The sequence below is a fragment of the Mesorhizobium sp. ArgA1 genome, from assembly GCF_053714375.1.
Window position 1 is genome coordinate 1 of record NZ_JBSKBQ010000020.1, and the last position, 22,016, is coordinate 22,016.

18 protein-coding genes and 6 pseudogenes are annotated in these 22,016 nt (G+C 60.5%); 12 read left to right on the forward strand and 12 right to left on the reverse strand.

What is annotated here, in order from left to right; translation table 11 throughout:
- Positions 1-3: 3 nt before the first annotated feature.
- The 3 genes from ACWGTI_RS27665 to ACWGTI_RS27675 form a co-directional block, all read right to left on the reverse strand.
- Positions 4-225 carry a hypothetical protein gene (locus ACWGTI_RS27665; protein ID WP_454590054.1) on the reverse strand — a complete coding sequence of 74 codons (222 nt, stop codon included), beginning with the start codon at positions 223-225 and terminating at the stop codon, positions 4-6.
- A gap of 229 nt (positions 226-454) precedes the next feature.
- Positions 455-1,042 (reverse strand): type II toxin-antitoxin system VapC family toxin, encoded by a 588-nt coding sequence (locus ACWGTI_RS27670; RefSeq protein ID WP_454578859.1) that lies wholly within the window; start codon positions 1,040-1,042, stop codon positions 455-457.
- Entirely contained in the window at positions 1,032-1,328 is a 297-nt protein-coding gene (locus tag ACWGTI_RS27675; protein ID WP_454578858.1) for a hypothetical protein, read from the reverse strand. The genes ACWGTI_RS27670 and ACWGTI_RS27675 overlap by 11 nt, the downstream gene beginning before the upstream one ends.
- A gap of 255 nt (positions 1,329-1,583) precedes the next feature.
- On the opposite strand from ACWGTI_RS27675, the gene ACWGTI_RS27680 reads away from it, so the two are divergent.
- Complete coding sequence (locus tag ACWGTI_RS27680; RefSeq protein ID WP_454590055.1) at positions 1,584-1,937, forward strand: hypothetical protein; 354 nt, start codon at positions 1,584-1,586, stop codon at positions 1,935-1,937.
- 172 nt (positions 1,938-2,109) lie between these two features.
- Here the strand turns inward: ACWGTI_RS27680 and ACWGTI_RS27685 are convergent.
- The 3 genes and pseudogenes from ACWGTI_RS27685 to ACWGTI_RS27695 all read right to left on the reverse strand — a co-directional run.
- Positions 2,110-2,262 (reverse strand): annotated as a pseudogene (locus ACWGTI_RS27685) (integrase core domain-containing protein); the annotation flags it as partial.
- Between the two features lie 401 nt (positions 2,263-2,663).
- Positions 2,664-2,919 (reverse strand): annotated as a pseudogene (groEL, locus tag ACWGTI_RS27690) (chaperonin GroEL); the annotation flags it as partial.
- A gap of 363 nt (positions 2,920-3,282) precedes the next feature.
- Entirely contained in the window at positions 3,283-3,879 is a 597-nt protein-coding gene (locus ACWGTI_RS27695; RefSeq protein ID WP_454590056.1) for a cold-shock protein, read from the reverse strand.
- A 496-nt stretch (positions 3,880-4,375) separates the two neighbouring features.
- Here ACWGTI_RS27695 and ACWGTI_RS27700 point away from each other — a divergent pair.
- Positions 4,376-5,387 (forward strand): annotated as a pseudogene (locus ACWGTI_RS27700) (aldehyde dehydrogenase family protein); the annotation flags it as partial.
- A gap of 549 nt (positions 5,388-5,936) precedes the next feature.
- On the opposite strand, the gene ACWGTI_RS27705 reads toward ACWGTI_RS27700, so the two are convergent.
- Entirely contained in the window at positions 5,937-6,251 is a 315-nt protein-coding gene (locus ACWGTI_RS27705) for an antibiotic biosynthesis monooxygenase family protein (RefSeq protein WP_454578882.1), read from the reverse strand.
- A 1,136-nt stretch (positions 6,252-7,387) separates the two neighbouring features.
- Here ACWGTI_RS27705 and ACWGTI_RS27710 point away from each other — a divergent pair.
- Positions 7,388-8,125: a sulfotransferase family protein gene (locus ACWGTI_RS27710; RefSeq protein WP_454578437.1), complete on the forward strand. Its 738-nt coding sequence runs from the start codon at positions 7,388-7,390 to the stop codon at positions 8,123-8,125.
- 160 nt (positions 8,126-8,285) lie between these two features.
- Here ACWGTI_RS27710 and ACWGTI_RS27715 read toward each other — a convergent pair whose 3' ends face one another.
- The gene (locus tag ACWGTI_RS27715) at positions 8,286-9,629 is read right to left on the reverse strand and encodes a hemolysin family protein (RefSeq protein WP_454578438.1); all 1,344 of its coding nucleotides are present in this window, start codon (positions 9,627-9,629) and stop codon (positions 8,286-8,288) included.
- 241 nt (positions 9,630-9,870) lie between these two features.
- On the opposite strand from ACWGTI_RS27715, the pseudogene ACWGTI_RS27720 reads away from it, so the two are divergent.
- Positions 9,871-10,578: pseudogene (locus ACWGTI_RS27720) on the forward strand (IS110 family transposase); the annotation flags it as partial.
- A gap of 972 nt (positions 10,579-11,550) precedes the next feature.
- Positions 11,551-11,838 carry a hypothetical protein gene (locus ACWGTI_RS27725; protein WP_454590057.1) on the forward strand — a complete coding sequence of 96 codons (288 nt, stop codon included), beginning with the start codon at positions 11,551-11,553 and terminating at the stop codon, positions 11,836-11,838.
- A 14-nt stretch (positions 11,839-11,852) separates the two neighbouring features.
- Here ACWGTI_RS27725 and ACWGTI_RS27730 read toward each other — a convergent pair whose 3' ends face one another.
- Both ACWGTI_RS27730 and ACWGTI_RS27735 read right to left on the reverse strand, forming a co-directional pair.
- Positions 11,853-13,022 (reverse strand): MFS transporter, encoded by a 1,170-nt coding sequence (locus tag ACWGTI_RS27730; RefSeq protein ID WP_454578440.1) that lies wholly within the window; start codon positions 13,020-13,022, stop codon positions 11,853-11,855.
- 622 nt (positions 13,023-13,644) lie between these two features.
- Complete coding sequence (locus ACWGTI_RS27735; protein ID WP_454578441.1) at positions 13,645-13,860, reverse strand: hypothetical protein; 216 nt, start codon at positions 13,858-13,860, stop codon at positions 13,645-13,647.
- Positions 13,861-14,052: 192 nt separating this feature from the next.
- Here ACWGTI_RS27735 and ubiM point away from each other — a divergent pair, with 192 nt between their 5' ends.
- Positions 14,053-15,222 (forward strand): 5-demethoxyubiquinol-8 5-hydroxylase UbiM, encoded by a 1,170-nt coding sequence (gene ubiM / locus ACWGTI_RS27740; RefSeq protein ID WP_454578442.1) that lies wholly within the window; start codon positions 14,053-14,055, stop codon positions 15,220-15,222.
- A gap of 115 nt (positions 15,223-15,337) precedes the next feature.
- Here the strand turns inward: ubiM and ACWGTI_RS27745 are convergent.
- A pseudogene (locus ACWGTI_RS27745) lies at positions 15,338-16,665 on the reverse strand (radical SAM protein).
- 136 nt (positions 16,666-16,801) lie between these two features.
- Between ACWGTI_RS27745 and ACWGTI_RS27750 the strand changes: the two are divergent.
- Complete coding sequence (locus ACWGTI_RS27750) at positions 16,802-17,548, forward strand: Crp/Fnr family transcriptional regulator (RefSeq protein WP_454578452.1); 747 nt, start codon at positions 16,802-16,804, stop codon at positions 17,546-17,548.
- Here the strand turns inward: ACWGTI_RS27750 and ACWGTI_RS27755 are convergent.
- Positions 17,545-17,964, reverse strand: a complete 420-nt coding sequence (locus ACWGTI_RS27755) for a hemerythrin domain-containing protein (RefSeq protein WP_454590058.1) — start codon at positions 17,962-17,964, stop codon at positions 17,545-17,547. The genes ACWGTI_RS27750 and ACWGTI_RS27755 overlap by 4 nt on opposite strands.
- 246 nt (positions 17,965-18,210) lie before the next feature.
- Between ACWGTI_RS27755 and ccoN the strand changes: the two genes are divergently transcribed.
- The 5 genes and pseudogenes from ccoN to ACWGTI_RS27780 form a co-directional block, all read left to right on the forward strand.
- Positions 18,211-19,815: a cytochrome-c oxidase, cbb3-type subunit I gene (gene ccoN / locus ACWGTI_RS27760; RefSeq protein WP_454590059.1), complete on the forward strand. Its 1,605-nt coding sequence runs from the start codon at positions 18,211-18,213 to the stop codon at positions 19,813-19,815.
- Between the two features lie 11 nt (positions 19,816-19,826).
- Entirely contained in the window at positions 19,827-20,558 is a 732-nt protein-coding gene (ccoO, locus tag ACWGTI_RS27765) for a cytochrome-c oxidase, cbb3-type subunit II (protein ID WP_454590060.1), read from the forward strand.
- A gap of 9 nt (positions 20,559-20,567) precedes the next feature.
- Positions 20,568-20,717 (forward strand): cbb3-type cytochrome c oxidase subunit 3, encoded by a 150-nt coding sequence (locus ACWGTI_RS27770; protein ID WP_454578446.1) that lies wholly within the window; start codon positions 20,568-20,570, stop codon positions 20,715-20,717.
- 2 nt (positions 20,718-20,719) lie between these two features.
- Complete coding sequence (gene ccoP / locus ACWGTI_RS27775; RefSeq protein ID WP_454590061.1) at positions 20,720-21,583, forward strand: cytochrome-c oxidase, cbb3-type subunit III; 864 nt, start codon at positions 20,720-20,722, stop codon at positions 21,581-21,583.
- Between the two features lie 211 nt (positions 21,584-21,794).
- Positions 21,795-21,905: pseudogene (locus ACWGTI_RS27780) on the forward strand (cytochrome-c oxidase, cbb3-type subunit III); the annotation flags it as partial.
- Positions 21,906-22,016: the final 111 nt, after the last annotated feature.

Sequence of the window (22,016 nt, forward strand, 5' to 3'; positions counted from 1 at the left end):
GCCCTATGCGCTGTGACTGATAACCTTGACACTTCGACGCCCATGTGAGCGCGCGTCGCGATCTTTCTGGCGTAGTTCCGCCGGCTTGTCCTGCCAATCTTGCGGGATCCGGCCGGCCTTGATGTCGTCCTTCTCTTCCTTCGTGTTCCTCTGCTTCGGCGCGGCGATAAGGCTGGAATCCACGATCTGGCCCGACATGGCGATGTAGCCGGCCTCGCGCAGCATCGCATCGAAGCGATCGAACAGGGCAAGACAGCCAGGCCAAGCTGCTGTAGTGCCGAGGCAAGCGAAAATCCTAGCGAAGAGCCAGATCCAATGTAGGGGTATTGAGCTTGACACGTCTTCACAAAGCGCAGGAACAACTGGATGTGCTGCAGGTGGTTTATATCTGTGGCCGGCGCCCGCACCAACTGTTCCAGTCCGGCAGAATGGCGACAGACGGGCCACTCGGCGTTCATGATCGCCGACCAGGCGGAGCTCGATAGAGAACGATCCGCCCAGTCGGAATGATCTGGGATAGGAAATCAAAGTCCCGAACGTTGCCGGTCAGCACGCTCGCGCCGAGCTGCCGCGCCTGCAGGAAAACGAGGGCGTCATTGACGAAGCGGCGCTCGTGACCCTCCCCCTTTGGCACATTGCTCAGCCGGAAGAGCAGGCCGGCCAACACACCTGCCTGTCCCCAGATCGCTGCCTCCGGCGCATGAAGTCGGTGGTCCGAAATGTCCTCTACCGTGGCCTCGATCGTTTCGAGGACCGCTCTTGTGGAGGCATGCTTGGGGTCCAGGCGGCCGAAGGCATGGGTCAGCTCAGACAGACAGACTGCAGAATGGTGGCATAGGCGATACTTAAGCAGCGTATCGACCTCCACCGGTGAGCGCCCCTGCAACACATCCAGATAGACGCTGGTATCAAGAAACAGCGGCCCCCCAATTGGGGGTTCGTCAGCAGCCCATAGGAGACCTTCATCGGGCCTGCGCTCGAGCGTCCCGACGTGCTTCTGGGGCTTTAGTGATCGGAGGGTTTCAGAGAGATCAAATCCCAAGATCGATATCCATCGGGATGCTGCCCTTGCGGCCGACCAGACGGACACCAAAGTCATCTTCGAGGGCCAGCCGAGAAAGCGCCAATTCCAGCAGCTCAGTGTCGGAGGTGACATGGGCGCGCTTCTTGGCCGCCTCGATCAACTCCGAGGGCACTCGCCCCGACAGGCGGGTATTCTTTGCATTGCCAAGAAGACCGACGGCTTTCGCTTGCTCGAGTACGAGCTTATTGCGAGTCAAGGCGATCTTTGCTTCGCTTTCCGCACCAGTATGTGTTTGGACACCCATAGGAATCTCCTGCGTTGAACAGAACATAGATTGCGTTGAACGGGAAGGCAAGGTTCAATGGTGGGCGTGTCGTAAGCACGTGAGTTGTCCGGGTTAGGTAGCACGTGAGTTATCCAGTTTGATTTCCAGCGAATGGAGGCTGGGGATGAAACGGGCAGCATGGCTACAGGACCGGAGAATGCAGAAGTTTCGGGATGTGTTGAGCCGCCGGGATTGCGGCGATTTGTCGATGCTTGAGCTGGTGAGTTGCTTGGGATGTCTGAACGGCAGTTCCGGCGTTACCGCGACCGCTACGAGGAGGCTGGTGGAGCCGGGCTTGTCGATCGTCGTCTGGGCAAGGTTTCGGGGCGGCGCGTGTCGGGGGAGATGGTGGAGTCAGGCTTTACCGGGAGCGGTACCGTAGCTGGAACGCGAAGCATTTTCACGAACACCTGGTTCCCGATCACAATTTCGGCTGGGGTATACCTTCACCAAGGCGCAGTTGCACGCAGCCGGTCTGGTGGAGCGGGCCAGACGGCGTGGCGCGCACCGCCGCAAGCGACCGCGCAAGCCCTACAAGGGCATGATGCTGCATCAGGACGGCAGCCGGCACGCTTGGCTGGCGGATGAGCCGGAGCTGGACCTGATCGTAACGATGGACGATGCGACGAGCACGATCTATTCGGCCTTCCTGGTCGAGGAGGAGGGCACGGCCTCGAGCTGCCAAGGCCTGATGGAGACGTTTTGCGGCCATGCTCTGCCGTCGAGCCTCTACACCGATCGCGGCAGCCACTATTTCGTGAGTGAGGCCTTTGAGGGTCTTAAGTCTGCGGCCAAAGTTGTAGGCCGCGACGAAGTCGGCAAGATGCCGACGCAGTTGCTCATGGCTTTCGCAATGGAAGCGCTTGACCGTGGCGTCCTTGATGGTCCGGTTCATTCTTTCGACCTGGCCGTTATCCGGTATGTGATCTGTGGTGCCTTTTCGTCCTGCTGTTCTTGTTTTGGAACGGCCTTATGGTGAGCCCATCCGGGACGTGGGGCACCGGGAGCACGAAGGTGCAGGCAGGCCGTCAATAGACCGTGGGCTGAGAGCCCGAGCTCGTTACATGGCCGCCCCTCGCGACTTTCCCGGATGCGCTGCGAGCGTGGATCAGTCGATGTCGTGTTGCCCGCCAGCTCCCGTCTTTGACCCAGCCAAGAAGGAGGAACGGGCATGCGCATCATCGGACTGGATATCCACCGCGCCTTCGCCGAGGCGGTCATCGGATACGAGAACCGCAACACGCCAGGATCGACGCCGCCTTTGTCGATCGCATTGTGAACGGCTTTTAGCACTCGTTCTCGGTGAGTGCTAAAACCCATGCCGCCCATGCCGCCGCCGGGCATGCCGGTCGGCATGCGGCCGCCAGCCGACCTCTTCTTCGGAGCCTCCGCGATCATGGCTTCGGTGGTGACCAGCAGGCCGGCGACCGAGGCCGCGTCCTGGAGAGCCGTGCGAACGAATCTTGCCGGCAACGATCGAGGCTTCCGCACCGGCGTTGGCCGCGATCTGGCGGGCCGGAGCCTGCAGCGCGCGACGCATGATGTTGATGCCAGCAGCTTGGTCGGAGTTACCTTGACCGGGTCGACGATGCTCATGGCGATCATGTCTTCTAGGGACGCACACCTCGTCAATCTCGGAAGGGCGGCAGCGATGCCGCCCCTCTCCTTTTGCGTTTTGTCGATGAAACCAACCGTCATAGTTATAGCCGCTCCATCGAGGGGCCCCTTAGACCTTCGCTGATGCAGACAATTTTTTGTGCATTGCAATATATCCCTCGACGGGTGTACGGTTCCGCTGTCGGCCATCTACTCCTCCCAGATGCGATGCCGGCTCTGAACGCAGCGCACCTCCTCCCGCGCTGTTTTCGATATCGGCCCTCCCGGCAGCGGGCCTTTCGCGTATGGGTTTCCCCCGATGGCCCGCGTGCTGGCTCTAGGCGATGCGGATGCTCTGGACTTCCAGCCCCTTCTTGCCCGGCCGGCATTCGACAAGCACCTTTTGCCCCTCTACCAGCCCGCTGAGGCCAGAGCGGACCAACGCCGTGGCATGAACGAAGACATCCTTCCCGCCATCTTCAGGAGCTATGAAGCCGAAGCCCCTTTCGGGATTGTACCACTTGACTGTGCCCGCGCTCTCGATCAATCTACCCGCTGGAGAGGCGGATCGTTCAGAACCACGGACATCTGGCGAAATTTTCGCGGCCTCGCCAATCTCCAGCACCTGGGACACCTGAGGACCCTTTGGCCGCACTTCGAGGGTGACCTTGAGACGCGCTCCCTCAGAAACACTGCGATTTCCGGCTACCTCTAGTACTCTGCTGTGCAAATAAGCATCCCTGCCGTCTGAGAGTTTGACGAAGCCAAATCCCTTGGTCGCGTCGAACCACTTCACCTCGGCGTTCACAGGGTCCACGATTACAGGTGGCGACCGTTGAAAATAGATAGGCTCGGAAGCCCGTTCGGAAAAAGAATCGGACGTGTCCTCATCTCGATCCCGGCGTGGTTTGCGATGGTCTCTGTATCTGCTCATTATGGTCTCGGCTGGCATGGCGAAGGCTTACGCCCGATTACCTCTATCGGGCGACGCGTTTGTGTCAAATGTCCTTGATGGCGTAAAGCTCCCTCTGTCGACCACAGTCCACCTGGTCGTAATTGGCTGCGGATAACGTCCGTGGGTTGTCACAGGCCAGGTGTTCGGTGACATGATGCGGCAGATGAGCCGTGCTGTTGCCGATGGATCGCCGCATCGTCAAAACCGTCGCCTATCATGACAACTTGTCAACCCCAATTACCGACAACGGCAGACCGCTCATGGCCTGCTGCCACGCGGAGTTCACAGGCGTCTTTTTCTTTAGGACTCGCTGTTGTGACGCGCCTCCTTTGCCGGAGTGACAGCTTTTCTTCCGGCTTAGAGTGACGGTGGGTCTACCCGCCGTCCATCCGAGGCTCTATGTGAAAGGCGCGCCGTGCGGGATAGACTCGGCAGCCTGCTGATCGACACCTTCGTCGCGTTGAGGAAGCCGATATTGCCTCTATGCCTACCGATGACCGCCACCTGAAAGCCCCGGACCTGTTCGGCGCGATCGACCATATGCCGTCGATTGTAGGCCGGCTAGCGAGCGTTCATTTAGGGTTTTCAATCCATCGACCGGCGAATTGCTGGCCGAGCTTCCCGACATGGGCGTCGAGCAAACGCGAGCCGCGATCGACAAGGCCTATGAGGCGCAGCCTGCATGGGCTGTGTTGACCGCGCGGGAGCGCAGCGACATACTGTGGCGCTGGCACCAGCTGATCGTTGACCACTCAGACGACCTCGCTACAATTCTTACCGCCGAGATGGGCAAGCCACTTGCCGAGGCAAAATCCGAGGTTTCGCATGCGGCCGCGTACCTGCAATGGTATGCCGAGGAGGCCAATCGTATCTACGGCGAGACGATCGCGGCGCCATCGACAGACCGCCGCATGCTTGTGATCAAGCAGCCAATCGGCGTTGTTGGCACGATCACGCCATGGAATTTTCCGGCCTCCATGGTGGCACGCAAGATCTCGCCGACCTTGGCCGCGGGCTGCACAATCGTGCTCAAGCCCGCTGAGCAGACCCCGCTTGTTGCGGGTGCAATGTTTGCTCTCGCCCACGAGGCTGGCTTTCCCGAAGGCGTCGTCAACCGGATCTTCGCTTCCGAAGGCGATATGATTGGCCGTGAACTCTGCTCCAATGCTAAGGTCCGTAAGATCAGTTTTACAGGCTCGACCGAGGTCGGCCGGCTGCTCATGCGCCAGTGTTCGGACCAGATCAAGAAAGTCAGCCTCGAGCTCGGTGGCAACGCGCCTTTCATCGTCTTCGACGATGCGGACGTCGATGCGGTAGTGGATGGTGCGATCCACGCGAAGTTCCGCAATGCAGGTCAGACCTGTGTTTCCGCGAACCGGCTTTATGTGCAGGCGAGCATTCATGATGCGTTTGTGATCAAATTCGTGAAAAAAGTCAGCCATCTTTCGGTTGGTGACGGCTTCGATCCGAGCGCGTCCGCCTCGCCGCGGTCGCGTGATCGGGCCAACCTCCGCAGCGCCTCGCGCTCTTCCTTACCTGCCGTCACCGGAGATTTGCCCGCCATGCACCACCCCGAGAATCACGGTGAGCACCGAATAAAAGATGCTGTTTGTTGGTCAAATTGATGGAATCTGCTTAGCAGCGTGCACTGTGATGCCTGGGCGGGTCGTAGCTCAGTCTGGCCTTTGGCCCGCGCGTCATTTTCGGTAGCAGGCGTTCGGTCTCCGGCCGATAGAGGTCGATCGACAAAAGGCCATTCGCTCCGCCACGGTCACCCGCACGACGTCGGCCAGCACTGTCCTTGGCTTGCGGTTCAGGGACCGGTCGAGCGATTTGATGCAGCCACATGGAACAATGCCAATGCGCGCGTGTCCGCGGCTTTCCTGGTCACCCACATGGATCGGCGCGCTTTAGCATCGGCTGATATATACGCGGCCAAGGCGGCAAATGCCGAGGCAGGTACGCAAGCGCGCGGCGCGATCGACGGCCGGGCGGCAATGCCAGCCTGGTCGCCGCTGCAGAGACCAAGTCGGTACTTACGCGGCCTCGAGGACGGAGAAGCCCTCGAACTGCGGGTGGCCGAGATAGTGGACTTTCGTCGTGTCGAGGTTCCTGTGGGCGGCGAGGAAATTCTCCGATCTGGTCCAGGCGACGAAATCGTCGTGGGTTGCCCACACTGTGTGCGAGGCAAACAGCGTGTAACCTTCGGTCTCGTTGACCGGGCCGCGCAGCAAATGGAATTCTCGGAATCCCTTCATCTCGGCAAGGCTGGAATCGCGGTTTTTCCAGACGGCTTGGAAAGCTGCTTCCGAGCCGTTCTGGACCTTGAAGCGGTTCATGGCGATGTACATGGCGGTTCCTTCATCCGGATGTTGATGGTTGGCGTCGTAGTTGTCCTGTTCAAAATGAGCCAGCTTTGGCCTCCAGCGAAGCAGTCCTCAGCCCCAGAGTCACAAGTCACTGACCTTGCGGATCAGGTGGCATGAACCGTCCTAGCGCAAAGATCAGTCCCTTATCGCCGTCGCGCACTGCAGCGTCCCATGGCCGCTCTCTTGCAATGTCCATTCCGCTTTCGACCTGCTCGCGGTTTGTCGAACTCCGGACGATCCTGTTCGAACCGGTTGGTTTGCATGCGAAGCAACCCCGCCTCAGCTATTCCCGTCCCCGATGTTTGCCCACTGTCATGTTCCTTCGCCTGCATCCTTTGTTTAATCCACGCGAACACCCCGCCCACACGCGGCGAGCCTCGCTGTGCGCCGTGCAATCGTCGTGCCATCGCAGAGGTGGTCGGAGCAAAAGGAGAGGACCAGATCTTTCAAGACGCGCGGGGTGGAATACCGGCGCGTCGGTGTGTCGGGTCTCGAACATAGACGTTACCGGACCCGGCTGGAGGTCAGAGTCCAGGAACGCGATTCGGGCCGCGTCAAGGCCGCATCGCGCCTTCAATTCAGAGAGCCGGAGATCGGCACGGTTGATGGAAAGCAAAAGCAAAGCAGCGGGCAGGAATCCGCCGTAGTCGCGAAGGGCTCGTACTCGGCACTCCGACAAAGGCGGCCACCAATACTCTTGTCGGCTTTGTTAGCTAGTCCGCGACACCGCGAGATGTGGGCGTTCGCCGACACTACCGTGGTGCCTTAGCCCTCTGAATTTGTCTAAGAAATTGCGTTCGCGTTCCGCTGTGCAGTTGGCACAAATTTTGAAGCTTGCTCCGCTAGCAAGAGCTGCCCCGGTATTCGTTTTCGGAGCAAGGCTCGTGGGTAATGAGTGGCAATATTCGCCTGCATAACCGCAATCCCGAGGATTCTATTGTCTGAGTGAGGACAGTTCATGCTTAGCGAGTGTAGGCCCAAAATCGCTATCTGCCTTCGAACAAATGGAATCGACCGTGATGTCATATTCACGTTGCTTTCCCATCCGGTTCAGAAGAGCTGCAAGAGCCATTTTCGAGGATGAGAATGTGCTCACGGACCGGGGTGGGGGATGGGGAATGACGCTCAAATTGATCGGGGCCGGTTTCGGCCGCACCGGCACATGGTCGACCTTTGCCGCGCTGAACAAACTTGGCCTGCCCTGCTACCACATGCAGGAAGTGATCATGAACAAGGCCAACACAGGCCATCTCGATTTCTGGCGCAAGGTGGCCAACAGCCCGCCCGGTTCACAGCAGGACTGGGGAAAGGTGTTCGCCAATTACACGGCCACGGTCGACAATCCCGGCTGCTGCGTGTGGCGCGAACTGATGGTGGCCTACCCCGACGCCAAGGTGCTGCTGACATTGCACCCACGCGGCGCCGAGGCATGGTACGAAAGCACGATCGACACGATCTACTTCACCGAGAACCTGTGGCAGTTCAAGATCCTGGAATGGCTCACCCCGTTCGGCCGCAAGTTCGGCGACATGTCGCGAAAGCTCATCTGGGGGCGCACACTGGCCGGCGTCATGGGCGACCGCGACAAGGCGGTAGCCCGCTACAACGCCTATGTCGACGAGGTGAAGGCGGCCGTGCCGCCGGAAAAACTGCTGGTGTTCAAGGTCAGCGAAGGCTGGGGCCCGCTCTGCCATTTCCTCGACGTGGCGCAGCCGAGCGAACCCTTCCCAAACCTGAACGACCGCGAAATGATCAAGAAGATCATCGGCGACATCATCAAGGGCTCCTACATCATGCTGGGACTGACGGTAGCGGCCATCGCGGTGGTGATCGCGGCATTGTGGTGGCTGGGGTAACCGCAAGCTGGGGCGGGCGTTGGTCGGCCGCTTCTCGGGCCCGTTGCGCGCTTCGATGCCGCTGGTCGCAGGCATCTGCGAGATGCCCGCGCTGACCTTCCAGATGGCCAACGTCAGCGATCATCTGGGCTGGGCATACTGGCGCCCGGCGTCTTCGGCCTCAAATGGCTGCAGCAGTGGATGTAGCGGCTTCGCGGCGCACGAGCAGCTTGTCGATGCGCCTCCCGTCCATCTCGAGGATTTCGAAGCGCCAGCCCTCGTAGGTAAAATGTTCGCGGGCTTCGGGAAGATGTCCGAGTTGGAACAAGGCGAAGCCTGCGATGGTGTGGAAATCGCCCTCCGCAGATCCCGGCCGAAACCCGAGCCGTGCGAAGGCGTCGTGCGCCAGCATCATGCCGTCGATCAGCAGCGAGCCGTCGTCACGCTCGACGATGTCGGGGGCCTCGCCTTCCATGTCCGGCAGGTCGCCGGCGATGGCTTCGAGCAGATCGGTCTGGGTGACGATCCCTTCCAGGCTGCCATATTCGTCGAGGACGATGGCGAGTCGCACCGGCGCTCTCTTGAACTGGTCGAGCACGCGGAAGATCGGCGTTCCCTCATGCACGATTACCGGTTCGCCGATGACGGCCATCGGATTTAAAGCGTTACCGTGGAGCACCTGGTCGAGAAGATCCTTCTTCAGGACCATGCCCAGCGGCTCGTCGATGCCGCCGCGCCCGACCAGGAGCTGGTCGTGGCGGCAGTCGCGGACAGCGCGGAGCATCTCCTCGAGGCTGTCATCGGCGTCGATCCAGTCGACGTCGCGTCGCGGCGTCATGATGTTGGCGATGCGGCGGTCGCCTATGTTGAAGACGCGCTCGACCAGATCCTGCTGCGCCTGCTGCAGCATCCCGGCCTCCTGGCTGGCGGCGACGAGCAGTTTAAGTTCCTCGGGCGAATGCAGCGGTTCCTCGCCCGTTCCCGGCCGCAGCCCACAGAGGTGCAGCACGAGGTTACCGAGACGGTTGAGGCCGATGATTGCTGGGCGCAACAGGAACAGGAACAGTCCGAGCGGGCGCACCGCCCGGAGCGCGGTCCCCTCGCTGCGCTGGAGCGCCAGGCTCTTGGGCGCCAGTTCACCCAGCACGATATGCAGCGCGGTGATGATAATGAAGGAAATGACGACCGCGATGGCGTGCGAACCGAATGTCGCCAGCGATCCCGGCAATGCGTTCAGCAGCGGCTCGATTAGATGGCCGAGCGCGGGTTCGCCGACCCACCCGAGCGCGAGCGAGGATATTGTGATGCCGAGTTGGGTGGCCGCGAGGTTGGCGTCGAGATTGTCGACGGCGCGCTTCAAGGCGTTTGCATTGAGCCTGCCGGCATTGACCAGTTCGATCACGCGGCTGCGGCGAACCGCCACAAGTGAAAATTCGGCCGCTACAAAGAAACCATTGGCGGCGACGAGGGCAAATACGGCCAGTATCCCGAGTGAATCGTAAATACCGCCATCGATATTGGACATGATCTCCTTTTGGGCGGAATGCCGCCACGCGTGATGATTGGCAATCACTCGTAACAGGGTTTTGTGGCATTCCTGCGGGGTGCGGATGGATGAGTGTGACCAGCGTTTCTTTTGCGGCCGGACTTCACGCCGACGAGCCTAAATGTTCGCTTGGGGCTAGGTGACCCGTCTCACAGTATGCAGGTATCGAGGGTTGCGAGAGCGATCCCTCTCGTAGAGCCTCATGCATAGGAGACGGGCCATGGACGAGACTATCACATATGTCGGATTGGATGTTCACAGAGAAACGATGCGGTGGCGTTTGCCGATGGCGGTAAGCGCGGTGACGTGCGCGCGTTTTGGCCAGATCGAAAACACGCCCACGGCCTTGGCCCGCATGCTGACGAAGCTTTCGCAGCCGGGCGAACGCTGAAGTTTTGCTACGAAGCAGGACCTTGCGGCTACGGCATTCAGCGGCAGCTTTCCGAGGCTGGCCATGACGGTGTGGTCGTTTCGCCCTCCCTGATCCCGCGAAAGCCGGGCGATCGCTTCAAGACAGACCGCCGAGATGCGAACAATCTGGCAAGGCTTCATCGCGCTGGTGAGCTCAGCGCCGTCTGGATCCCCGATCCTGCCCATGAGGCGATGCGCGACCTGGTGCGGGCACGCCTGGCTGCGGTGTGCAGTCTGCGGCAGGCGCGCCAGCAACTCAGCGGATTTCTGTTGCGCCACGGCTGCCATTATGGCCGTCCGGCCTGGACGCAGATGCACCGTCGTTGGCTGGCCGGCCTTCTTCGCGCAACCGGCCCATCACATTGTGCTCGAGGATCACATCGCCATGATCGAGGCGGCAACAGACCGCCGGGATCGGCTGACAAAGCACATCGAGATGATGTTGAGCGACTGGTCGTTGGCCCCGGTCGTTCATGCTCTGCAGGCTTTGCGCGGCATGGCTTTGGTCACCGCCGCAATGGAGTGGGAGGAACATCCGCCCGAAGTCCGCCGAGGGAGCTTCCCGACCTCTGCCCGACGGAGGCGATCGGTCCGCGAAAAAAATCACCCTCCCGAGGTCGGATGGCACGTTCAAGGTCGCGTGACTGCTTGGTTTCGCGACGATCCCCAAATCGCACCCCGGCGCCACGCACAAGAATTCCAAGGAGAAAAACACTGGCTTCGCATCATCTCAGGGCCGGACGCGCGTGAATGTTGTTCCCTCTCCTGACCAGGCCACTCGGGCTTCAAACGCTGGCGCCCGATAGTCGGTGTTTCGTCCTCGAATGGTTCGCTCTCTCCCGTCATGGCGTCTCCAGTTCTATTCCGAGGCTCCGGCACCGGCCTGCGTAAGCTGCTGTGCCATCACCCGGTGGTCTGATCGCGTCGAATGTGGACGATGCCGAGATCTTGGCTGCGATGCTTAGGATGGCTTCAAACTCTTGATCACGCTAGGAGGGAACCATTGCGCCCATTCGACTTTCCTGGTGCGATCTCAATGCCGTCTTGTTGCGGATCACACTGCATCAGTCGTGCCAAATGAGAACCCCTCTAATTACAACGGGCTCCGCCGGAACTGCTACGTCCGATGTCCGACACTTCGTTGCACTTCGCACAATCCTGCACAGTGTGTGCTCCATGCCCCTGCTGTACTGTGCCAGCTATGCGAGCCAAACCTGCCACGACATTGCACCAGCCCCAAGCTCCGAAGACTTCTTGAACTTGGTCATTCTCTCATTCCTTTGCCTCAACCCGCTCATTAAACCGTCTGCCGCTGTCGTGACCAGGTATCTGTAACATTCTATTTGCTGGCTATGCCGTCCGGAGCCTCGGCGACGAACCCAAGACTGTTGCGAGCTTCCCCAATGGCAGCAAGGCGGGAATACCGCTCCACGGCTGAGCAGGAGCCGACAGGGGATGGCAACTCTGGGGAGCCCGGCTGGAGGCATAATTGCGCTGGCAGACCCGTTTTCACTCTGTCGTTGAGCAGATTTCGGGTGAAACGCACAACACGGATCGCCTTACCGTCGGATTTGGGGGCCAGCCCTACTTCGCCGCCGCATCGGATTGGAAGTTCGGTCAAGCGGTGGAATGTCAGGGCCGACACAAGGCACGCCCACCCTTGTGTCCGCACTTGGCCGCCTCAGCCGGCGGCAAACTCTCTTATCTTTCCGATCCGAGCCTCGGGCTCCTGCTGCTCAAGGGCGGCACACGGGCTGATCCCGCGGAATATGTGTGATGCCGAGATGCTGCTTAAGCCATCCGCGTCTGCAGGCCAGTCCGGCGATCGAGCGACTGCAGCAGCACCGCGACAGTGAACGCCAGCAGGGCGAGCACCGCGCCCACCAGCGGCAAATTGGCGTAGGAAACGCCCGCGGACAGCGCCACGCCGCCGATCCAGGCGCCGCCGGCATTGCCGACATTGAAGGCGCCCTGGTTGAGCGTGGCGGCAAGGTTCGGTCCATCGGACGCTGCCTCGACGACGCGGATCTGCAGCGGCGGCACGACGACGAAGATGAGCAGGCCCCACAGGAAGACGATGCCGACGGCAACGCCGGCGATCGCGCCGAACTGCATGAAGCCGACGAACAGCAGGGCCATCAGCAGCAAGGTGGCGATCACTGTCGGCATCAGTTTCCAGTCGGCCAGCCTGCCGCCAATGACGTTGCCGATGGTCATGCCGGCACCGAAAAGCAAAAGCACCCAGGTGACCGCCGCGGTCGGCAGGCCCGACACGTCGGTGAGATAGGGTTTGATATAGGTGAAAACGGCGAAAAGGCTGGCCGAGGTCAGCGCCGCGATCAGCATCGCCAGCCACACCTGCAGCCTGCCGAGCACGCGGACTTCCGCGCGCAGGCCGCCCCCGCTTGGCTCGGCGACATCGGACGGCACCAGCCATGCGATGGCCGCGACCGAGATCAGGCCGATGCCGACCACGGCCAGGAAAGTAACCCGCCAACAGAAGGCTTGGCCGAGTGCCGTTCCAGCGGGAACGCCGAGGATGTTGGAGAGCGTCAATCCCACGAACATCATCGCCATCGCGCTGGCGCGCTTGTTGCGCGGCACCAGGCTGGCGGCGACGACAGAGCCGATGCCGAAGAAGGCGCCATGGCCGAAAGCGGTGAAGACACGCGCGGCCATCAGCAGCCAGTAATTGGGCGCGATGGCGCAAAAGAGATTGCCGACGACGAACAGGGCCGCAAGCCCGACCAGCACCGGCTTGCGCGGCAGATGCGCGGTGGCCATGGCCACGACAGGCGCGCCGAAGACGACGCCCAGCGCGTAGCCGGTGACCAGCAGGCCGGCCGAGGGGATCGTGACGCCGAGATCGGCGGCGACCTCCGGCAGCAGGCCCATGATGACGAATTCGGTGGTGCCGATGCAGAAGGACGCAATGGCAAGCGCAAGGATCGGCAAAGGCATGGGCGTCCAGACGCTCAGGGACATTCGCGGACGGCCACGCAAGCATCGTTCCAAACGAGAGGTGGTGCCGAAACAGACGATTGGGTCGATCCAGCGACGTCGCATATCCGACATCGGACATCGGACCGAATGCCGCGCGGCTCCGTACGGCGAAGGCTTTCCGGCTGAGGTGCCGATGCCGGCCTAGGCCGCTGGTGCCGTTGTCGTTCCGACCGCGCGGCAAAGCATCTTATCAAATCGCGCAAGAAAGGCGAGGCTGCAGGCAGCTTGCTTCGGAGCTTGGTACAAGTCACGGAGATGAGGCTACACGTCAACCGGCGCGGCGCCCGCAGGCGGCGCTGGGACGATCTGTCGAGTTGGCGGCTGGCAAATCGGCCGGTTAAGAAACGTTTTTCGATCAATCTTTCGGTGGTGCTTGACCCAGATCAAGGCTTGTCCGTTTACGGCATGCTCTCGTCATCCGCGCTTCAAGGAGAATGATATGGCGGCGGAAACTTTTTCGGTGGTTGGACTTTACATTGACAGTGATGGGCTTGGGCTTCTTCGCAATCTCGTCATTAAGCACGCAAGCTGTGGCTGTTCCTGGTCGAAACCGGGTGGTCAGCCGCTACCACACTGCTATTTAGCCCAGCCGAAAACCTGAAGCGTCAAATATGAGATGACGGCCGGTGATCAACGGGATCATGAGCGCAGGTCCAGCTTCGTTCTGATCTTGCAGCGGCTCGCCCGCGACGTAGGGATGTTGTTTCAGCGTTGTCTGCCAGATCGTTAGAAAATCCACGCCCTTGAACCGCGCTGTGTTGCACTCCCGGACAAGCTTCGAGACGATGTCGGCCATGTATCACCTACTGAATGTCGTTTTTTTGGAAGAATCATGTGGACGCGCGCGGCGGGCATTGACCTGGATCAACGTCGCAAAAATTTCTTGTCTCGAGAGGCAAAATGCCGAACCGAGCCATCGGAAAACGGTCGGGCAAGTCTGCTGTTCACATGTTTCCCTTGGCCCGCACAGCGGCGGCGTTAGCGCAAGATGACCAGCTTTGACATAATTGTGGTCGGGGCCGGCCCGGTTGGACTGGCGTTTGCCGCGTCGCTTGCCGCAAGTGACCTCAAGGTCGCGTTGATCGAACGCCGGTCGATGGCAGATCTGGCGCAGCCCGCCTTCGACGGACGCGAGATTGCACTCACTCACGCTTCAGTTAAGATTCTACGAGAGCTCGGCGCATGGGATGGCATCCCCCATTCGGAGAAATCGCCCCTGCTCGGTGCGCGTGTGCTCAACGGATCGAATCCTTTCGCCCTGAGCTTCGACGCGCCTGCGGGAAGCGCGAAGCCGCTGGGGGTTCTCGTCTCCAACCATCGGATTCGCAGTGCCCTTTTCAGCGTTGTCCGGACACGGGAGCATGCACGTGTGTTCGCTGACTGCAACGTCGTCGCCGCTCACATCAAACGCGGTGACGCGACGGTGACCTTCTCAGATGGTCGACAGCTCCACGCCCAGCTTCTCGTGGCGGCGGATTCACGCCTGTCTGTCCTGCGCGATCTGCTGGGCATTGCCGCCGACGTCAATCGGCTCGGCTGCTCGATGCTGATCTGCCGTGTGCGTCATGAGCTGCACCATCACCGCATCGCGACGGAATGGTTTGATGATAAGCAGACGATCGCGATGCTGCCGCTTGCGACTGGCGTGTCGTCACTGCTTGTGACACTTCCCGCAAACGAGGTTTCCCGGCTTGTCCTGATGAACGATGCTGCTTTTCTTGCGGAGATGACCCAGCGCTGTGGCGGACGGTTGGGTAAGATGTCGCTGGCCAGCAGCCGCCACGCCTACTCACTCGTCACGACTTGGGCAGACAGGTTCTGGATGCCGCGCGCCGCGCTCATCGGGGATGCGGCTGTCGGCATGCATCCGGTCACAGCGCATGGCTTCAACATCGGCCTTGGTGGTCAGCATCAGCTTGCTAAGGGAATTCTGACGGCTTGGCGCAAAGGAACCGATATCGCCGATCCAACCCTGCTTCGCCGATACGAAGCCCGGCTAAGGCTGAGCGCCGCGCCGCTTTACCACGCGACCAACATGCTGGTTAAGCTTTATACAGACGATCGCCCGCTGGCGCAGGTCGCAAGGCATGTTGGCCTTCGGCTCGGTCAAAATCTGCCATTTGTCCGACGCGGAATTTCTGCCGTGCTGAGGCGCTAGCTTCGGTTTTAGAGACGGGACCCCGTTCTGCGCACGGTTTGCTCGGGCAACACAGTCCATGATTGGTGTTCAAGATGGCGAGCACCTGTGGCCCAGACGTGTCCACCGCAGCCACTCAGACGGCCACAGAATACCTGCCTGTTCCCGTCTCAAGGTATTGTCGAATTTCGCCGCCACAGTCCTGACAAGGGGACGGCTCTCCTGCGGCACGACAAAATTATTGCCGTCGGCTTGTAGCAGCCTGCCTGAGCCGCCGATCGCGACGCGGCTTGCCTGACGGAGGACCCTTTGGCCGACCCGACCGAAACGCTCTACCAAGTCGAGCGCCGAGAAAGCGAAGTCGCACATCAGGCGCTCGATGACCCTGCCCCTTGCCAATTGGCCGGCAACCGCAGCCTTCTCTTACTCGCCAGTCACAACCATATTCGGGGCGTAGCCTTGCCGGAAGCGGCTGATGGAGGATGGGCCAAGACCGATCAGGGTTTCGCAGTTGTCTTCGCCTGTAGCCTTGGAAGTTGCGGCGTAGGCTGCCCGTGCGCGCCGCGATGGCGAGCAAATCGTGCGGCCTGGCAAAATGATCAAGCCCGATCGCCTCATGGCCGGCTCGCACGATGATCCCGCGGCAAGCTGCGACTGCGCCAGCCGTTCGGCGGAATCGGGCAGCCAGGCCTCGTCAATCATCGTTTGCTGCTTCTTGACCCACGGCACATGAGCATGGCCGTACACCGCAACCCTGTCGGGCTCCAGCGTCAAGGCGTGCGCGACTGTCGCGGCGACGCTTCAAGCGTCTGGTGCGGCAGTCCGTAGAGCAGGTCAAGATTAACCGATTCACGCCGCGGGCGCGTACGCCGTCCACCACACTCTTGGTCAGGCGGAAACTCTGCTCGCGATTGATGGCCTTCTGCACCTTGGGATGGAAATCCTGTACGCTCAGACTTGCTCTCGTCATGCCGATCGCGCCGAGCGCATTGAGACGGGCTTCGTCGATGTCGCGGGATTCGATTTCGACGCTGAAGCTGGCATCGGGGCAAAGATCGAACCGGTCGCGTAAGGCTTTTCCGAGCGCAAGTATGTCGTAGGGTTTCAGGATGGTCGGGGAGCCGCCGCCAAAATGGACAGCACGCACGTCGGCCCCTGCCCCTTATGAGACGCCCGACCGTTTCGATCTGGCAATGTAGAACGCGCAGGAGGGTTGCCACCGGCGCATAATGCCGCGTAGGTGTGGCAGGCGCAAAACCAGCACAGCGTGTTACGATAGGGAATGTGGAAATACAGCGACAACTCGTCGTCGCCTTTGATGGCATTGATCCAGCCTCGAAGCAGACCGGCATCGACACCAGAATGAAAATGTGGCGCGGTCGGATAGCTCGTGTAACGCGGCACGGTCTCGCGCAGCATGACGGTCAGTTCGGGACGCGTGCCGTGGGTTGCTGTTTCATGCATGAGGGCAACTTGCCCTCTGCAAACCGCGGCCGCCTTGATTTCGATCAACGGTGCCGAGGCAGGACAAACTGACGCAACACCTGACGCGGCAGCGGTGCTATCTTGCCGCCACCATTTTTTCCGTACGGGCCGTGTGATGACCATCCGACAAGACGTTCAAAGCGATGTCCTTCCTCTGCTTTGCCGATCCTGCGATGCGCGGAACTACGGGCTGTGCGGCGCGCTCGAGCCCAATCAGTTGGTCGACTTGGCCAAGGCCTCGTCGAGACACAGCGTTCCGCCCGGAACCGAGCTGGTCGGAGACGCCGAAGCGATCGAAACCTATTCGAACCTGCTTTCGGGCGTCATAAAGCTGACCAAGGGTCTTGCGGACGGACGCCAGCAGATCGTCGGGCTTCAATTCGCGCCCGATTTTGTGGGCCGGCCGTTCAAGTCGGAAAGCGAGATCAACGCGGAGACCGCGACCGAAGTCTCGCTGTGCTCGTTCCCGAAAGCGGCTATCGAGCGGATGATGAGGGAGGCACCAGCTCTAGAACACCGCCTGCTCAAGCAGACACTGATGGAATTGGATGAGGCTCGCGAGTGGATGGTGACTCTGGGCCGTAAGACGGCGGCTGAGAAGGTAGCGAGTTTTCTCTTCCTGATCGCGAGGAATATCGACCCGGCGACGGACACCAGCAAGGGATCGGCAACTTTCGATCTGCCGCTCACCCGCGCCGATATCGCCGACTTTCTCGGCCTGACGGTCGAGACCATCAGCCGTCAGCTGACAAAGCTTCGTGCCGACGGCGTGATCCAGATTAAGAACAATCGTCATGTCGTGGTCGGTAGCGTGAGCCGGCTGCAACGCTGTTCGGGCACTTGGGCGTGTTCTGACGCTTAGGTCTCCGGTCGGTTCGCACGATTTTGCTTTGCGACAACTGGCAGGACGTGCTCGCGTTCGAATGCGATGTGTCGCCGTGACGCACAAACAAAGGCCCGTAACATGAAGCCGAGGGCCTCAGGGTTGGTGATGCGACCCCCATGCCCGATTGTCAGCAGGGTATCGGTTAGATCCTGTGCCGCGCACTCATCCTCGATGTGCTCGGCCCGCAAGCGACGTAGCGAAGCCATCGGCTTGCCATCAGTTGCGTCTCTCGCAAACGCAGGAAAGAGATGCTCTTCCTCACGGGCATAGCTTATGCGCAGCAGCGGCACCAATTCTTTTGCCATCAGCAGGCACCTCGACCGATTCACCGAGGGCAATCCGTCGGCTATCGCTTCCAGCTCGTCGTAGATCCGCAACTTGCGATCGTGCAAGAGACAGACATCCCCGCACGGTCGGCTGCCATGAAAGCAGCCTTCGACAAACGGCCAGGCTTTGCATCTAACGACCACTGAAGATTTGCAGCTGGCCATGTGGGCGCCTCCGCGTGAGTTCAGAACGCAGAATTGTCCGACTGACGATCATCGCCCTTGACATAGATCAAGGCGCCAACACGCCGTTTACGGGATTAGTGGGGAGCGGACCCGCGTCCGCATCAAATCCGCCGTCAGGGACATGTCATGAAATTCGGCAGAGAAATCTTCGCCCTGAGCTTGTTCGCCTTCGCCGCTCTGGTGGCGGCCGGTTTCGGCATAGACGAACCTTTCCGGCAACATATGTGGGTGTTGTTTTTTGTTCTTGCCGGTTTCACGGCCGTTCTGCTGCGCAACATCGAACCGGCAGCTCCGATTGATCGATCGGCCTATATGGATGGGCCGATCCGCCACGGTGCCATCGCCACCATGTTCTGGGGCGTCGTCGGGATGCTGGTTGGCTTGGCCATTGCGCTGCAGCTGGCCTATCCGGACCTCAACATCCAGCCCTGGTTCAATTTCGGCCGCTTGCGGCCCCTTCATACATCCGGCGTCGTCTTCGCCTTCGGCGGCAACGCGCTTATTTGCACCTCGCTCTATGTGGTGCAACGAACCTGCCGTGCCCGGCTGTTCGGCGGCAATCTCGCCTGGTTCGTGTTCTGGGGCTACCAGCTCTTCATTGTCATGGCAGCGACCGGCTACCTGCTCGGCATCACCGAGAGCCGCGAATACGCCGAGCCGGAATGGTATGTCGACATATGGCTGACCATTGTCTGGGTCGCGTACCTGATCCTTTTCCTCGGCACCATCCTGAAGCGCAAGGAACCGCATATTTACGTCGCCAACTGGTTCTACTTGTCCTTCATCGTGACCATCGCGATGCTGCATGTGGTCAACAATCTGTCGATTCCTGCTTCCTTCCTCGGTTCCAAAAGCTACTCCGCCTTCTCCGGTGTCCAGGACGCCCTGACGCAATGGTGGTACGGGCATAACGCGGTCGGTTTCTTCCTGACGGCCGGCTTCCTCGGCATGATGTACTATTTCGTGCCGAAGCAGGCCAACAGGCCGGTCTATTCCTATCGGCTGTCGATCATCCACTTCTGGGCGTTGATCTTCCTCTACATCTGGGCCGGACCGCATCACCTGCATTACACCGCCCTGCCCGATTGGGCGCAGACGCTCGGCATGGCGTTCTCGATCATGCTGTGGATGCCATCATGGGGCGGCATGATCAACGGCCTGATGACCTTGTCAGGGGCTTGGGACAAGATCCGCATCGACCCGATCATTCGCATGATGGTTGCCGCGATCGCCTTCTACGGCATGTCGACCTTCGAAGGTCCGGTCATGTCGATCAGGACGGTGAACTCACTGTCGCACTATACAGACTGGACCATCGGCCATGTTCACTCGGGCGCGCTCGGCTGGGTCGGCATGATCTCGTTCGGCGCGCTCTACTACATGGTGCCAAAACTGTGGAACCGCGAACGTCTTTATTCGCTGCGCCTCGTCACCTGGCACTTCTGGCTGGCGACACTTGGCATCGTGGTCTACGCGGCCGCGATGTGGGTCTCCGGCGTCATGCAGGGGTTGATGTGGCGCGAATACGACGAGCAGGGATTCCTAGTCTACTCCTTCGCCGAAACCGTCGCTGCCATGCACCCCTACTATGTCATGCGGGCCCTGGGGGGCGCGATGTATCTCTCGGGTGCCCTGATCATGGCCTGGAACATCGCCATGACCATTCTTGGCCGCCGGCGCGAAGAGCAGCCATTGCCGGGTTCCGTGTCCGCTTTCCAGCCTGCCGAATAAGGAAGCCAAACATGGGCTTGATGGCCAAACACGCCCTCATCGAGAGAAACGCCACGCTCCTCCTCGTTGGCTCGCTTCTTGTGGTGACCGTCGGCGGCATCGTCGAGATCGCGCCGCTCTTCTACCTCGACAACACGATCGAGAAGGTGGAAGGCATGCGCCCCTATTCGCCGCTCGAACTTGTCGGGCGCAACATCTACGTGCGCGAAGGCTGCTACCTCTGCCACAGCCAGATGATCAGGCCGTTTCGCGACGAGGTCGAACGGTATGGGCATTACAGCCTGGCGGCCGAGTCGATGTACGACCATCCCTTCCAGTGGGGTTCGAAACGCACCGGTCCGGACCTGGCGCGCGTCGGCGATCGATATTCCAACGAGTGGCACACGCAGCACCTGACGAACCCGCGCTCGGTCGTGCCTGAATCGATCATGCCGAGCTATGGGTTCCTCAAGGACGCCCAAATCGCCGTGAAAGACTTCTCAACGCATCTCGTGGCGAACGCTCGCGTCGGCGTTCCCTACACGCCAGACATGATCGCCAATGCCAACGCCGATCTGAAAGCACAAGCAGATCCTGCCGCCGACACGGCGGCCCTCGAAAAGCGCTATCCCAAGGCCAAGATCGGTGATTTCGACGGCAATCCAGGCCAGGTCACGGAGATGGACGCGCTGGTCGCATATTTGCAGATGCTCGGCACTCTGGTCGATTTCAAGACCTATGATGATGCAGCTGGCTACCGCTAAGGGGGATGCATGGGCTATAATTTGATGCGGGAGTTCGCCGACAGCTGGGGCCTGGCTGGCATGGCGCTGTTCTTTGTCGGCTGCATTGCTTTTGCCCTGCGCCCAGGTGGTAGAACGCGGGCCGACCAAGCTGCCCGGATCCCTTTCAAGGATGACTGATCATGAGCCGCGAGGATATCGACGAAGTCTCTGGCATCTCTACGACCGGTCACGAATGGGATGGCATCAGGGAGCTTAACAATCCGCTCCCCCGATGGTGGGTGATTTGCTTCTATATCACCATCGTCTGGGCCGTCGGCTATACGATTGCCTATCCGGCATGGCCGATGCTGACGTCCGCCACGAAAGGTGTTCTCGGTTATTCGAGCCGCAACGAGGTCAAGAACGAGCTTGCGGCCGCGGACGCGGCCAAGGACAAATATGTCGCCGGGGTCCAATCGAAATCCGTGTCCGAAATCCTTGCGGATGACACGTTGCGCGAATTTGCTGTCTCAGCCGGCGGCGCGGCGTTCAAGGTCAATTGCGTGCAGTGTCATGGCTCTGGCGCTCAAGGCTCCAAGGGCTTTCCAAATCTCAACGACGACGACTGGCTGTGGGGCGGTAAGGCCGAGGAAATCCAGAAGACCATTACCCACGGCATCCGCTTTGCTCCCGACCTGGATACTCGCCAGTCGGAAATGCCGGCCTTCGCAGACGTGCTTCAACCCGAGCAGATCAGCCAGGTCAGCGCGTATGTGGCTAGCCTTTCGGGGCCGGTGCGCGATAAGATCCTGGTTCAGTTCGGCGCCAACGTGTTCGCGGACAATTGCGCTGGCTGTCATGGCGAAAACGCAAAGGGAAACCGTGAGCTTGGGGCTCCCGACCTGACTGACGCGATCTGGCTTTATGGCTCGGGCGAAAGCGCAATCGCCGCGCAGGTCCGCGCACCCAAGCAGGGTGTGATGCCAGCATGGGAGGCCCGTCTGGGGGAGACAAAAGTGAAGGAGCTTGCGGTTTATGTGCATTCGCTTGGCGGTGGGGAATAGGAGAAGCGGCCTATTCACCACCCACCACCGTCAAGCGACGAGGCCCGGCTGTACAGCCGGGCCTCGACCTACCTTTCGGCTCGGGGGATTGAGTTGCATCAAGGCGGCACGGCCGCGCCTGCGGCAAACTTGCTCGACGGGAAGCTGCAGACTGCTCGACTGGAGGCGCGGTGCTGGACCAAAGGTAGATCGAACGGCGCGCAGCCGGGATGGCTCGGGGGAAAGCGCAATCGCCGCGCAGGTCCGCGCACCCAATCAGACCAGCATGGGAGGCGCGTCTGGGAGAGACAAAGTGAAGGAGCTTGCCGTTTATGTGCATTCGCCACCTCGACCTACCTTTCGGCTCGCGGGATTGACTTGCATCAAGGCGGCGCGGCCGCCCCTGCGGCAAGCTTGCTCGACGCGAAGCTGCAGACTGCTCGACTGGAGGCGC